The sequence below is a fragment of the Streptomyces sp. NPDC090994 genome (genome assembly GCF_044768905.1).
Lineage (GTDB): Bacteria > Actinomycetota > Actinomycetes > Streptomycetales > Streptomycetaceae > Streptomyces.
Genome location: NZ_JBIVWS010000005.1, coordinates 1 through 13,263, shown reverse-complemented (window position 1 = coordinate 13,263; position 13,263 = coordinate 1). Strand labels below are relative to the sequence as shown.

7 protein-coding genes and 2 pseudogenes are annotated in these 13,263 nt (G+C 72.1%); 8 read left to right on the top strand and 1 reads right to left on the bottom strand.

Going from position 1 to position 13,263, the window contains the following annotated elements; all coding sequences use genetic code 11:
- Positions 1-8: 8 nt before the first annotated feature.
- From ACIQR3_RS12900 to ACIQR3_RS12885, 4 genes are all read left to right on the top strand, one after another.
- Positions 9-359 (top strand): hypothetical protein, encoded by a 351-nt coding sequence (locus ACIQR3_RS12900; RefSeq protein ID WP_403537824.1) that lies wholly within the window; start codon positions 9-11, stop codon positions 357-359.
- The gene (locus ACIQR3_RS12895; RefSeq protein WP_403538424.1) at positions 359-1,660 is read left to right on the top strand and encodes an FtsK/SpoIIIE domain-containing protein; all 1,302 of its coding nucleotides are present in this window, start codon (positions 359-361) and stop codon (positions 1,658-1,660) included. Before ACIQR3_RS12900 ends, ACIQR3_RS12895 begins: the two co-directional genes overlap by 1 nt.
- Positions 1,657-1,854, top strand: a complete 198-nt coding sequence (locus tag ACIQR3_RS12890; RefSeq protein WP_403537822.1) for a hypothetical protein — start codon at positions 1,657-1,659, stop codon at positions 1,852-1,854. The genes ACIQR3_RS12895 and ACIQR3_RS12890 overlap by 4 nt, the downstream gene beginning before the upstream one ends.
- A gap of 296 nt (positions 1,855-2,150) precedes the next feature.
- The gene (locus tag ACIQR3_RS12885; protein WP_403538423.1) at positions 2,151-3,509 is read left to right on the top strand and encodes a replication initiator; all 1,359 of its coding nucleotides are present in this window, start codon (positions 2,151-2,153) and stop codon (positions 3,507-3,509) included.
- Between the two features lie 181 nt (positions 3,510-3,690).
- Here the strand turns inward: ACIQR3_RS12885 and ACIQR3_RS12880 are convergent.
- Positions 3,691-5,254, bottom strand: a pseudogene (locus ACIQR3_RS12880) (recombinase family protein).
- 200 nt (positions 5,255-5,454) lie between these two features.
- Here ACIQR3_RS12880 and ACIQR3_RS12875 point away from each other — a divergent pair.
- From ACIQR3_RS12875 to ACIQR3_RS12860, 4 genes and pseudogenes are all read left to right on the top strand, one after another.
- A complete protein-coding gene (locus ACIQR3_RS12875) occupies positions 5,455-6,504 on the top strand; it encodes a hypothetical protein (RefSeq protein WP_403537821.1) in 1,050 nt (349 codons plus the stop codon).
- Between the two features lie 48 nt (positions 6,505-6,552).
- Positions 6,553-7,329, top strand: a complete 777-nt coding sequence (locus tag ACIQR3_RS12870) for a TIGR03936 family radical SAM-associated protein (RefSeq protein ID WP_403537819.1) — start codon at positions 6,553-6,555, stop codon at positions 7,327-7,329.
- Between the two features lie 278 nt (positions 7,330-7,607).
- The gene (locus ACIQR3_RS12865; protein WP_403537818.1) at positions 7,608-12,113 is read left to right on the top strand and encodes a ribonuclease E/G; all 4,506 of its coding nucleotides are present in this window, start codon (positions 7,608-7,610) and stop codon (positions 12,111-12,113) included.
- Positions 12,114-12,449: 336 nt separating this feature from the next.
- A pseudogene (locus ACIQR3_RS12860) lies at positions 12,450-13,263 on the top strand (ISAzo13 family transposase); the annotation flags it as partial.

Here is a 13,263-nt window from a genome sequence, read left to right as displayed (position 1 = left end):
GAAGAAACATGCAGTCCATTCCCGTGGACACGGCGCGGCTCGGCGTACTGCGGTGCGCCATAGCGCCGGAAGCGAAGATCAGCAACCCCGAGACACAGGAGGTGAAGAAGGACCGGGACGGCAATCCGGTGTTCACCGTGGCCGTCACCGTGCGGCAGGACCGGCGGCGGATCTCCGTCATCGAGATCGCGGTGACCGGTGAGCCCAAGGGCATCGAGGAAGGACAGATCGTCAAGGTCACCGGACTGACGGCGTTCATGTGGGCCATGGGCGACCGGCACGGCGTCAGCTTCCGGGCCGACGCGATCACGCCCGTGCACGGCGGCGGTGCCGCGCACGGCAAGGGCGGTGGCGCGTGATGGGGCCGGTCCTGTTCGTCCTCGCGCTCGCGGTGCTGGCGTGGGTGTTCGTCGTCGGTGATCTGGTGCGCCGGCACCGTCCGGTCTGGCACTGGTACCTGATCGGCTACCCCGTCACCGCGTGCCGGGTGGTCCTCACCTGGCGCAAGGTCGCCGTGCTCAACGACCTCGCCGTCTCCCGCCGTCCGCCTCGCGGCCTGCTCGGGGACCTGGTGGTCAAGGGCGATCCGGTCCGGCCGATCGCTCCGAGGGCCTCGTTCCCGCGTGCCACCCGGATGGGGCTGACCGTGACCGTGCGACTGCACGCGGGCCAGACTCCGGCGACGTACATGAAGGCGGCTGATGCCCTGGTCCACGCGTGGCGGGTGCACGCGGTACGGGTCACCTCGCCGGAACGCGGCCTCGTCCTGCTGTCCGCGATGGCCACCGACCCGCTTCAGCGGCCCGGCTTAGCAACCGCCCCCGCCGAACTGCTGTCCGCGCCCATCGGCGCGCTGGAGAGCGGCGGCGCCTGGGTGATGAACCTCCGGCTCGTCCCGCACTGGCTCATCGCTGGTGCTACCCGCTCCGGCAAGTCCACTCTGCTGGCCCGGCTGGTCACCCAGCTCGCCCCGCAACCCGTCGCCCTGGTCGGCATCGACTGCAAGGGCGGCATGGAACTCGGTCTGTTCGCCGGGCGACTGAGCGCGCTCGCCACCTGCCGACGCGAAGCGGTCGCCGTCCTCTCCGCGCTCGTCGTCGACATGCAGGAACGGATGAACGCGTGCCGCACAGCCGGTGTGCGCTCGATCTGGGAACTGCCGGACAAGCCGCGGCCCGTACCGGTCGTCGTCCTGGTCGACGAGATCGCGGAACTGTACCTGTCCGACGGCACCCGCGAGGGCAAGGCGGAAGCCGAACAGTGCTCGACGCTCCTGCTCCGGATCGCCCAGCTCGGGGCCGCACTCGGATTGCACCTGGTCGTCGCCGGGCAACGCGTCGGCTCCGACCTCGGCCCCGGTGTCACCGCGTTGCGGGCCCAGCTCGGCGGCCGTATCTGCCACCGGGTCAACGACCCCGGCACGGCAGAGATGACCCTGGGCGACCTCAACAAGGACGCCGTGGCCGTCGCGCAAGCGATCACACCGGAGGAACGAGGGGTCGCCGTGTGCACCGGGCCGGACGGTGGTTGGAGCCGTGCCCGCTCGCACCTGACCCCGACGGATGAGGCCGTTGCGACGGCCCGCAAGTTCGCCGGCATGACCCCGGAACTGCCTGCCATCACCCGCGCCCTGGCGGCGCTGGAAGGAGAGAACAAGTGATCAGCGAGGGTACGGCGTTCGCGTTCGCGGTGATCTTCGGGCTCATCACCGTTCTTCTCGTCCGCTCCCGTGACGTACGGGCCTGGGAAGCGGTCTGCGTCGGCCTCTTCGGCGTCTACCTCGGCCAGACCCCCGTGGTCTACACCGTGCACGGCCTCGTCACCTGGATCATCAACGGCTTCTCCCACGCCTGAGCAGAAAGGACACACCACCATGCCCATGCCTCGCGTGAGGTGCCCTCAGTGCAAGGGCGACGGGGCCCGGAAGACCTGGACCGGACGGCTTCGCCGCTGCCGCGTCTGCCGGGGCGTCGGAACCATCCGCTGACCCACCCACCCATCGACCGAGCAGGAGAGGTGATTCCCATGACCGACCACGCGCCACCCGTCCACGTCCGAGCCGCTGCGGCGGCCCCCACCGGAAGGTCACCACCATCACCCCGGAGTTCACCCCGGCTGACAGGCGCGCCGTCCTCGACCGCGCGGCGCGCCTGCGCCGGCTCCCTGAAGCAGACCGCGACGCCATCCGCATCGCCCAAGATCCGCACTTCTCCCGCTGGCTGGAGCAGGTCACCGCAACCGGCGGCTGCGCCCACCCCGTCCACCTCTCCGGCTCCACCACCACCCTGGACGGCACGACCGGCGAGATCCTCCGCCAGTACGACACCCGCGACGAACCCGGAGAACACCTCCTCGTCCGCTGCCGCAACCGCCGGGCAACCGTCTGCGCCCCCTGCTCCCGCCTCCACGCCGGCGACACCTTCCACCTCGTCCGCGCGGGCCTGATCGGCGGCAAGAACGTCCCCGCCACCGTTCGCAGCCGACCCCGGCTCTTCGTCACCCTGACCGCGCCATCCTTCGGCCCCGTGCACCGCACCGGGGAACGCTGCCGCCCTCGCCGTGACGGCGGCACCTGCGAGCACGGCCGTCCCCTCGGCTGTGCCGCCGGGCACGCTCCGGCTGACCCCCTCATCGGTCAGCCCCTGTGCCCCGACTGCTACGACTACACCGGACACGTGCTCTGGCACGCGCACGCCTCCAAGCTGTGGGACCGCTTCGTCATCGACGTCCGTCGGCGCCTGGCCTCCTCCGCCGGCCTCGTACAGTCCCACTTCGCCCACCACGCCCGCCTGTCCTTCGCACGCGTCGCCGAGTACCAGAAACGGGCAGCCGTCCACGTACACGCCGTCGTCCGCCTCGACGGCCCCGACGGACCGGCCGACGAACCCCCGCTCTGGGCCACCGTCGACCGGCTCACGGACGCCGTACGCACCTCCGCCGGGCGGGTCCTGGTCCGCACCCCGTACAGTCCCGCCGTCGGTGAACTGCTCCTGCGCTGGGGCGCCCAACTCGACGTCCGTCCGCTGTACGCCGACGGTGACGGGCCCGGTGACGACGCCGTGGCCGCGTACGTCGCCAAGTACGTCACCAAGGGAGCGGGCGAGACCGGCGCCGGCACCGACCACAAGGTCACCACCCGGGACGACATCGACACGGCGCCCGTGAGCGAACACGTCCGCACCCTCATGCGCATCTGCTGGCGCCTCGGCGGCCTTCCCGAGTACGCACCCCTGCACCTGCGCACCTGGGCCCACACCCTCGGCTACCGCGGCCACATCCTCACCAAGTCCCGCGCGTACTCCACCACCTACGCGGCGCTACGGGCCGAACGCGCTCAGCACGTCGGCCACGCCGAGATTCCCGACGCGGTCACAGACGCGCACTGGCGCTATGTCGGCTCCGGCCACACCCCCGGCGCGGCCCTCATCGCGGTTGGAGTCGCCGAAGACCTCGCGGAGTGCCGGCGGCTCAGTGCTGAGGACAGGCGGTGGGGAGGTGGCAACCGATAACTCCCCTGCCTGCACCCCAGCCCTCGAACGACAGAGCAGCGAGCCTGATCGAGAGCGAGATAGTGATCGTGGATGAGGACGGCACAGAGGAACCGTTCGACGCGACTACATGGTTCGAGTGAGACATGAAGCCGCCTCCCCGCATGACGGGAAGGCGGCTTCGTCCTTGTACGGCCTGGGATCAGAAGGCTCCCGCGAAGTCGTCTTCGCGGATTACGAGCCGTTCGCGTACGTCCTTCGGGATCAGCAAGCGAAGGTGCACCTTCGGGGCCCGGACCCCCGGCACCTTCGTGCGGGTGACCTCGCAGCGGATGCCGACGCGGTACAGGTCTGCGGACATGGCTTCCATGCCGCCTTCCTGCCAGTGCTCACGGAACGTCTTGCCGCCGTGGACGTTGACCCATCGGTCCTTCGCCGTCTCGGGATCGATCGCTTCGAGTTCCCCGATGAGCTTGTCCAGTGTCGCCTCCGCCTGCTCCTTCGCGAACCGCGTCTTCGTGTACCGGCCTCCGGGTTCGAGTTCCTTCATGTACAGCGCGATGGACTCCTGAAGACGTTTGACCTCCCGCCGTGCTTCGGCGCCCTCCGCGTACTGGCGAACCTGTACGGGGAAGTCCCCGAGGACCTTGAGGACGTCCTCCACCAAGCGTTCGTAGATCCGCTCGGGGTTAGGCGCTCCGAGACCCCCGCTCTTGCAGTTGCGGCACCGTAGGTACTGGTAGGTCCCGTACGTGTTGTTCGTAATCTGAACCGTCATGTTCGTCTTGCAGTCGGCGCACAGGAGAACGCCGAGGAACTGGGTCGCTCCACCGACACGGCGGGGAGGCTGGTTCTTCTTGCGCTTGTCCAGAGCAGCGCCGAGGGCCTCGAACTCCTCCTCGGTGAAGATGGGGGAAGCGACCTTGATCGGCCTGCCGTCCTTACCGAGCACCGGCTTCGAACGCCGCTGTCCTCCGTTCTTGTCCTCTTCTACGCGGTAGCCGAGGAGTGCCGGGTTGCGGAGACGGCGGAGGAGAGTCGCCACGGTGAGCCCTTGGCTCATGAGGCCGGACCGCTTCAGGCAGCGCACCATGAAACGGGCGGAGCGTCCCCGAAGCGCCATGCGCCGAGCCCAGTGCAGTGCCTTGTACGCCTCGGGATCGATGGTGAGAACGACCTTCCCCGTGTCGTCCTCATCCGTGACGTAGCCGTACGCCGGCTTCCCGACGAGCCAGTCCTCCTGAGACTTCGCGTAGTCCCACAGGCTGGTGACGCGCGTGGAGGTGTTGGCCGCTTCGATCTCGGCGATGCCACCGATGATCGTGACCATGATCTTTCCGGCGGTCGTCGTGAGGTCGAGGCTGTCGTTCTTCGCGACCAGGTTCTTCCCGCGCTTCAGGCTCCACTCGATCATCGTCGAGAGGTCGGAGAGGCGACGTACGAAGCGATCGAGCTTCCAGAACAGGATCTCGTCGAACTCGGGGGAGCGGTTGTTCAACCAGTCCCCGAGCTCCTTCCGTTTCCACGGCGGAACCTTCGTCGCGGACACGTTCAGATCCGAGGCGACACCGATGACTCGGCAACCTCGCTCCCTGGCCAGGATGCGGAGATCAAGCTCCTGTCGCACTGGTGACGTCGTGTCGTCCGTCAGCACCGACAGACGGATCGACAGAAGTGCCCGAGGAGCGTCCTCGGGGAGCAGGTCCTCGGCTCGCTTCAGCTCCCTCCAACAGCGCAAGGTCGGCTTCGGTCCACTCGGCTTCCACGCTGTAGGCCGCTCGATCTGCCGCGAGCCGCCGCTGTCCTCGTTTCCTCATGGTGACCAGCGTAGGCATGGTTTTAAGCGTTTTTCCATGTGTCCGCAGATGGACACCTCCATCCAGATCGGCCCGACCGGCAAGAAGCTGCTGCCGCTGACGGTCAAGTAACCCGCATCCACGGGGGCCGGTCAGGCGTCTACTCCGGTATGGATCTCGAAAAGCCGCCCCGGGACGCGCGCGACACGGCGCCCGGGGCGGGGCAGTCCGCCGAAGGGTGCCTCACCGTCGCCGTCCGCCTTCCGGTGCGGATCGTGGCGCTCGTGCTGGTGCTGCCCGTGCGGATGGCGTGGGACGCGCTGGTGGTCGCCGCGCGGTTCCTGGGGCGCACGGTGCTGCGGCCGCTGGGGCGAGCGGTGCTGTGGCTGGCACGGGCGGTGTTCGTCCGGCCGGTGGTGGGGCTGTGGCGGTACGTCCTCGTCCCCCTGGCCAAGGGCGTCGGGTGGCTCGGGACGGTGCTGGTCGTCCGTCCGGTCCGGTGGGTGTACCGCTGGGTGCTGACGCCGGCCGGGCACGCGCTGGGGTGGGTGTACGCGCGGCTGGTCGTGCCGGTCGGGACGGGGCTGTGGGCGGCCGTGGTGTGGCTGGCGCGGTACCTGGTCGTGCTGCCGGCGGGGTGGTTGCACCGGTGGGTGCTGGCTCCCGTGGGACGCGCGCTCGCCTGGTGCGGCAGGGGAGTGGCCTGGTGCGTGCGCATGGTCGTGACCGGGATCGGTACGGCTCTGTACTGGACCGGGCGGGTGCTGCTGGTGCTGCCCGTCCTCGCCCTGTGGCGGTGGGTGCTGGCGCCCGTCGGCCGGGTCCTCGCCGTGATCGGGCGGGAGGTCTGGGCCGCCCTCGGCCATGCCTGGCGGGTCGCCGGGTACCTCTCCCGGGCGGTCGGACGGTTCCTCGGGACGCTGCTGCGGTGGATCTTCGTGGAGCCGGTGCGCTGGGTGTACCGGACGGTGCTGACGCCCGTGGGGCACGTGGTGCGGGACCATCTTCTGCGGCCGGTCGCCGCGGCGGCGCGCGGTGCCGGCCGGGCCGTCCGGCAGGGCCTCGCCTCCGTGCGGGCCTCGGTGCGGCAGGCGCGGGCCGATGTGCGGCGCGCGCTCTTCGGGGCACCCCGGCAGGCGCGGCCGGTGGACCGGCGGGAACCTTCCGGTGCCGAGGCACGTACTCTTGGTAGTAGTACGACCGCTCTCACGAAGGACTGAACGACACTGGGCAAGCGACAGCCCGAAGGCCCGCCGCCGGTACCCGCGGTGCAGCGCATCCGACTGCGCTACACCAAGCGCGGCCGCCTCCGGTTCACCAGCCACCGTGATTTCCAGCGCGCCTTCGAGCGTGCGCTGCGCCGCGCCGAGGTGCCGATGGCGTACTCGGCGGGGTTCACCCCGCACCCGAAGGTGTCGTACGCCAATGCCGCACCCACCGGCACGGGCAGTGAGGCGGAGTACCTGGAGATCGCGCTCACCTCGGCGCGTGACCCGGAGCAGCTGAGAACCCTGCTCGACGCGTCCCTGCCCGCCGGGCTGGACATCGTCGAGGCGGTCGAGGCCCGGACCTCCGGGCTCGCCGACCGGCTGACGGCTTCCGAGTGGGAGCTGCGGCTGGACGGGGTGGACCCGGCCGACGCCGGCCGCGCGGTGGACGCCTTCAACGAGGCGCCCGCCGTGGAGGTGCAGCGCCGTACCAAGAACGGTGTGCGCACCTTCGACGCCCGCTCCGCCGTCGTGCGGCTGGAGAGTGTCCAGGCGCACGGTTCCCCGGCTGATAGGCCGAGTGACCAGCCCTGTGCGATACTGCGGCTGGTTGTTCGGCACGTGACGCCTGCCGTACGACCCGACGACGTCCTGTCCGGTCTCCGCGCCGTGGCCGACCTGGCGCCGCCGGTCCCCGTAGCGGTGACCAGGCTGGCGCAGGGGCTGCTCGATGAAGAGACCGGCACGGTGACCGACCCGCTCGCGCCCGACCGCGAGGCAGTAGCGACCGAGCCGAAGACGGCCGCCGCGACTGCCGCCGCGACGGCGCCTGCGTAGGGAAGGTCCCGCGGAGGGACGCACGTCGTAAGCGCCGCCGTCGAACTCGGGAGCCACCTGGGTCGGGCAGCGCCACCGACCACAAGACTTTCGCCAGGCCGTACGCGACAAGGTTGTACGGAACCGGTGAGACAGGACACAGCGAGCTCCCGAGCGGCGCCCGCGCCAACGGACGGCGGCATCCGCGCAGAGCGCGAGCCGCGGACGTCACCGGAGGTCGACGAGATCGACGCCGGACCAGGCGCGGCGCCCGGGAGCCTGACGGGAGATACGCCCGCATGCTCGAACCGACCGAAACGACGGAGTCCGTGACCGGCTCCGCATCCGACAACACCCCCAGCGACACCCTGCCGCCGCGCCGCCGGCGCCGGGCGGCGTCCCGGCCGGCGGGTCCGCCGGCCGGTTCCTCCGGTACTCCGGCGGAGACCGTGGAACCGGCTGTTCCGGCCGCCGGTACGGACCTCGCCGAGGACCTCTCGGACGATCGTGCCGACGACCTCGCAGACGACCTCACCGACGAGGTCGTCGAGGAGGAGGCGGAGGAGACCGAGCCGGCCGAGCAGCCGGTGGAGGCGCCGGTGGCGGAGCCCGCCGCCCGTCCGCGCCGCCGCGCGGTGCGCCGTGCCTCCGCGCCCGCCGGGGCCCCCTCGTCCGCGAAGGACGCCGAGACCGTGATCCCCGCGACGCCCGCCGCCGAGGCGGCACCGGCCCGGCCCGCGGCGGCCGAGCCCGCGACGCCCACCGCGTCCGCGGCCTCCGACGAGGTCGCCGCCGCTCCGCGCCGGACCCGTCGGCGTGCCACCCGTAGCGTGTCGGCGCCTGTGGCGGCGGCTGAGAGCGCCGGGGCGTTCGTGACGTCCGAGGTGACCGCTGAGGCGGCGTCCGAGACGTCCGTGACCTCCGAGGCGCAGGCTGCCGAGAGCGCCCCGGCCGCGGAGGAGGCCGCTCCGCGCCGGACGCGTCGGCGTGCCACCCGTAGCGTGTCCGCGCCCGCGGCGACCGCTGAGGCACCCGAGGCCGTCGAGGCTGCCGGGACCCCCGCGCCGGCCGAAGCGGCGTCCGAGACGTCCGTGACCTCCGAGGCGCCGGCTGCCGAGAGCGGCCCGGCCGCCGAGGACGCCGCTCCGCGCCGCAGCCGTAGGCGGGCGACCCGTCGGGTGACCGCCCCGGCCGAGACGCCGGAGAGCACCGGCACGCCGGAGAGCGCAACGGTGGAGAGCGCCGAGACCGCGGGCGGCGCGGCGGCGGAGCCCGTCGCCGCGAACGCGGACGCCGAGACGGCCACCGCCGCCGAGGCTCCCGCGGCCGAGACTCCCGCCGAGGAGGCCGCCCCGCGTCGCTCGCGCCGCCGGGCCGTCCGCAAGGCCGCCACCGGTTTCGCCGAGCCCGCGCGGAAGGCCGGGTCCGGCTCGGCGGGCGAGGAGCGGGCGGCCCGCCCGGCCCGTCCCGCCGTCGCGCTGTTCCAGCCGCCGGTGTTCACCGAACCCCAGTTCCAGACGCCCGAGCGGGCCGCGGCCGAGGCCGCCGCGGTGGCCGCCGGCGCGCAGGAGCCCGAGCGCGAGCCGGAGCGCACGCCGGTCGCGGAGCCCGTGGAGACCCCGGAGGCCGTGGAGGAGCAGCCCACCGGGTCGCGCCGCCGCCGTCGTCGCCGGGGCGCCGCCGACGAGGCCGCCGACGAGCGGCCCGTCGAGACCGCCGCCGACGTGGACGAGCCGGAGGCCGAGGCGGACGCCGAGGAGCCGGACGAGGACGCGGACGGGGCCGACGCCGAGGAGGGCGGCTCGCGCCGCCGTCGTCGCCGGGGCGGCCGTCGCCGTCGCCGGGGCGACCTGGCCGACGGCGACGCCGACCACGACACCGACGGCACGGACGCCGACACCGAGCACTTCGCCGCCGAGCAGGCCGCGCAGGACGCCGAGGACACCGCCGAGCAGGCCGACGAGGACGACGCCGAGGACGACGACACCGGCACGCGGGGCGGCGAGGGGGCCGGCGGGTCCGGCTCCAGCAGCAGCCGTCGCCGCCGTCGCCGTCGCCGCCGGGCCGGGGACGGTTCCGGCGAGGCCGAGCAGTCCTCCGACGACCCCGAGCGGACCGTCGTCAAGGTCCGCGAGCCCCGCGCGAAGGCGGAGCCCTCCGACGAGGTGCAGTCCATCAAGGGCTCGACCCGTCTGGAGGCCAAGAAGCAGCGCCGCCGCGAGGGCCGCGAGCAGGGGCGCCGGCGCGTCCCGATCATCACCGAGGCCGAGTTCCTGGCCCGCCGCGAGGCCGTCGAGCGCGTGATGGTCGTGCGCCAGCACGGCGAGCGCACGCAGATCGGCGTCCTGGAGGACGGCGTGCTCGTCGAGCACTACGTCAACAAGGAGCAGGCCACCTCGTACGTCGGCAACGTCTACCTCGGCAAGGTGCAGAACGTGCTGCCGTCGATGGAGGCCGCCTTCATCGACATCGGCAAGGGCCGCAACGCCGTGCTGTACGCCGGTGAGGTCAACTTCGAGGCGCTCGGCATGGCCAACGGGCCGCGCCGGATCGAGTCCGCCCTGAAGTCCGGCCAGTCGGTCCTGGTCCAGGTGACCAAGGACCCCATCGGCCACAAGGGCGCCCGCCTCACCAGCCAGGTCTCCCTGCCCGGCCGCTACCTGGTCTACGTGCCCGAGGGCTCGATGACCGGCATCAGCCGCAAGCTGCCCGACACCGAGCGGGCCCGGCTGAAGACCATCCTCAAGAAGATCGTCCCCGAGGACGCGGGCGTCATCGTGCGCACCGCCGCCGAGGGCGCCAGCGAGGACGAGCTGCGCCGCGACGTCGAGCGGCTCCAGCAGCAGTGGGCGGAGATCCAGAAGAAGGCCAAGAACGGCGGCAACGCGCCGACGCTGCTGTACGGCGAGCCGGACATGACCGTCCGGGTCGTCCGCGACATCTTCAACGAGGACTTCACCAAGGTCGTCGTCAGCGGCGAGGACGCCTGGGAGACCGTCCACGGGTACGTGTCCCACGTCGCGCCCGACCTCGCCGACCGGCTGTCCAAGTGGACCAGCGAGGTCGACGTCTTCGCCACGTACCGGATCGACGAGCAGCTCGCCAAGGCGCTGGACCGCAAGGTCTGGCTGCCCAGTGGCGGTTCGCTGGTGATCGACCGGACCGAGGCGATGGTCGTCATCGACGTCAACACCGGCAAGTTCACCGGCCAGGGCGGCAACCTGGAGGAGACGGTCACCAGGAACAACCTGGAGGCGGCCGAGGAGATCGTGCGCCAGCTGCGGCTGCGCGACCTCGGCGGCATCATCGTGATCGACTTCATCGACATGGTGCTGGAGTCCAACCGGGACCTGGTGCTGCGGCGCCTGCTCGAATGCCTGGGCCGGGACCGTACGAAGCACCAGGTCGCCGAGGTGACCTCGCTGGGTCTGGTGCAGATGACCCGCAAGCGGGTCGGGCAGGGCCTGCTGGAGTCGTTCTCCGAGACCTGCGTGCACTGCAACGGGCGCGGGGTCATCGTCCACCTCGACCAGCCGTCCGCCGGCGGGAACGGCGGCGGCAAGCGCCGCAAGCGGGCCCGCGCGGGCGGCGCCGAGCAGCCGCACGAGCACGAGGCCGCGCTCACCGTCGAGACACCGACGGCGGAGCAGGAGGCGGAGGCCGAGGCCGAGCAGGCCGCGGAGCGCGTCACCGAGCCGATCGCCCTGCCGTCGCCGGACTTCGCGCCCGACGAGGAGCTGTACAGCAGCGTCTACGAGGCGGAGGCCGCGGCCAAGCGCGGCCGGAGCCGGCGCCGGGCCGGCCGGCGCGCGTCGGCCCCGGCGAGCGCGCCGAAGCCGGAGGCCGTGGAGGTCTCCCCGGCCGCCGGATCAGCCGAGTCCGGCGAGCCCGCCCATGCCGCCCAGGCTCCGCGGGCCGAGGTGCCGACGGCGCAGGACGTGACGGCGCGGGAGGAGGCCGAGCGTCCGGTGCGGCCGGAGCCGGCCGCCGAGGCGCTGGCCGAGCCCGCCGCCGTGGAGGACGCGGTGGTCGGCACGCCGCAGGAGCAGGCGGCCCCGGCGGTCGCCGAGGCGCCCGTGGCGGACGCCGCGCCCAAGGGCCGTACGCGCCGCAGGGCGACCCGCAAGGCGTCCGCCCCCGCCGGTTCGCCGGCCGGCGCGGAGGCCGCCGTGGTGACGGTTCCCGAATCCGCCGCCCCGGTGGAGCGGGCCGAGCCGCAGGCGGCTCAGGCCGAGCAGCAGCCCGAGCCGGCGGTCGCCGAGCCCGCGCCTCCGGCCCGTCCGCGGCGCCGTGCCGTGCGCAAGGCCACCGCGCCCACCGCCGACGCGGAGGCTGCCGTCGTGGTCGTCCCGTCCGCGGAGGCGCCGGCCGCTACGGAGGCTCCGGCCGCCGCTGAGGTCCCGGCCGCCACGGAGGCTCCGGCCGCCGAGGAGGCCGCCCCGGCCAAGAAGACCGCCCGCAAGGCGGCCAAGAAGGCCCCGGCGAAGAAGACGGCCGCCAAGAAGACGGCTGCCACCAAGACCGCCGCCAAGAAGACGGCCGCCAAGAAGACGACGGCCAAGAAGGCGGCGTCGGAGGCGGCGGCGTCCGACACGGCGGCGTCCGAGACGGCGCCCGAGCAGGCGACGGCCACCAAGACCGCCGCCAAGAGCGCCACCAAGACCGCCGCCAGGAAGACGACGGCGAGGACGACGGCGAAGAAGGCGGCGAAGACCACCAAGTCGGCCGCCAAGAAGACCGCGTCGAAGAAGACCGCGGCGGCCGAGCAGTCGGCGCCGTCGGTGTCGGCCACGACGGAGGACTGAGCCGGACGGAATGCCGCGGGGCGCCGCCCGACCCGAGGAGGGTCGGGCGGCGCCCCGTCGCTGTTTCCCGCTCTTCGGTCACGCTGAGTTCACCTTGTGACCGAACACACGGCAAAACGGTGAATTCTCTGTTGTCTCCATGGGTAAACCCTGTGGCCATGTGCTGGTAACGTGACGTCGGTCTCGGCCCATGATCAGGAGCCGCGGACCGCAGCCGATGAAGTGCCCGGCCCTTCCGGCCGGATGATGGCTGCCTTCCCACACGATGACCCTGAGAGCTGTCGAAAAAGAACTCCTTGGTTTTTGAGGTTTGTTGACCCGTAGGAAGCGGGTGTGGTGGAGGGGATCGAGGCGGGGCTGGCGGAGACGTTCGAGCTGTTGCTGCCGTATCTGGACGAGCGGCAGCGACGGCTGGTGCTGGGGGCTGCTGCCCGTGTGCGAGGCCACGGAGGGATTCGCCTGGTGGCGGCGGTTGCGGGGGCGGCGGAGTCCACGGTGTCGCGCGGGTTGCAACAGGGTGAAGGGCTCGATGGCCGGGTTCGGGTGGCGGGCGCGGGCTGCAAGCGGCTGCGAGACCACGATCCGGAACTGGTCCCGGCGTTGCTGGCGCTGGTCGAGCCGGATCAGCGGGGAGATCCGGAGTTGCTGTTGCGGTGGACGGTGAAGTCCACCCGTGTCCTGGCCGCGGAGTTGTCCCGGCAGGGGCACCGGGTCGGTCACGGCACGGTGGCCGCGCTGTTGAAGGCCGAAGGGTTCTCCTTGCAGGGCACCTCGCGTACCACCGAGGGGGCCCGCCACCCGGACCGGGACGCCCAGTTCCACTACATCAACGACCAGGTGAAGACGTATCTGCGGACGGGCAGCCGGTCATCAGCGTGGACACCAAGAAGAAGGAGACCCTCGGTCAGTACGCGGTCGCCGGATGTGAGTGGCACCGGGTCGGGCAGCCGGTGCGGGTGCGTGCCCATGACTTTCCCGAGAAGGGCGCGCTGAAGGCGGTGCCGTACGGGATTTATGACATCGGCGCGGATGCCGGCTGGGTGTCGGTGGGGTGCGACGGTGACACCGCCGCCTTCGCCGTGGCCACCCTGCGCCGCTGGTGGGACGGGGAGGGACGACACCGCTGTCCGCACGCCTGCCGGTTGCTGAT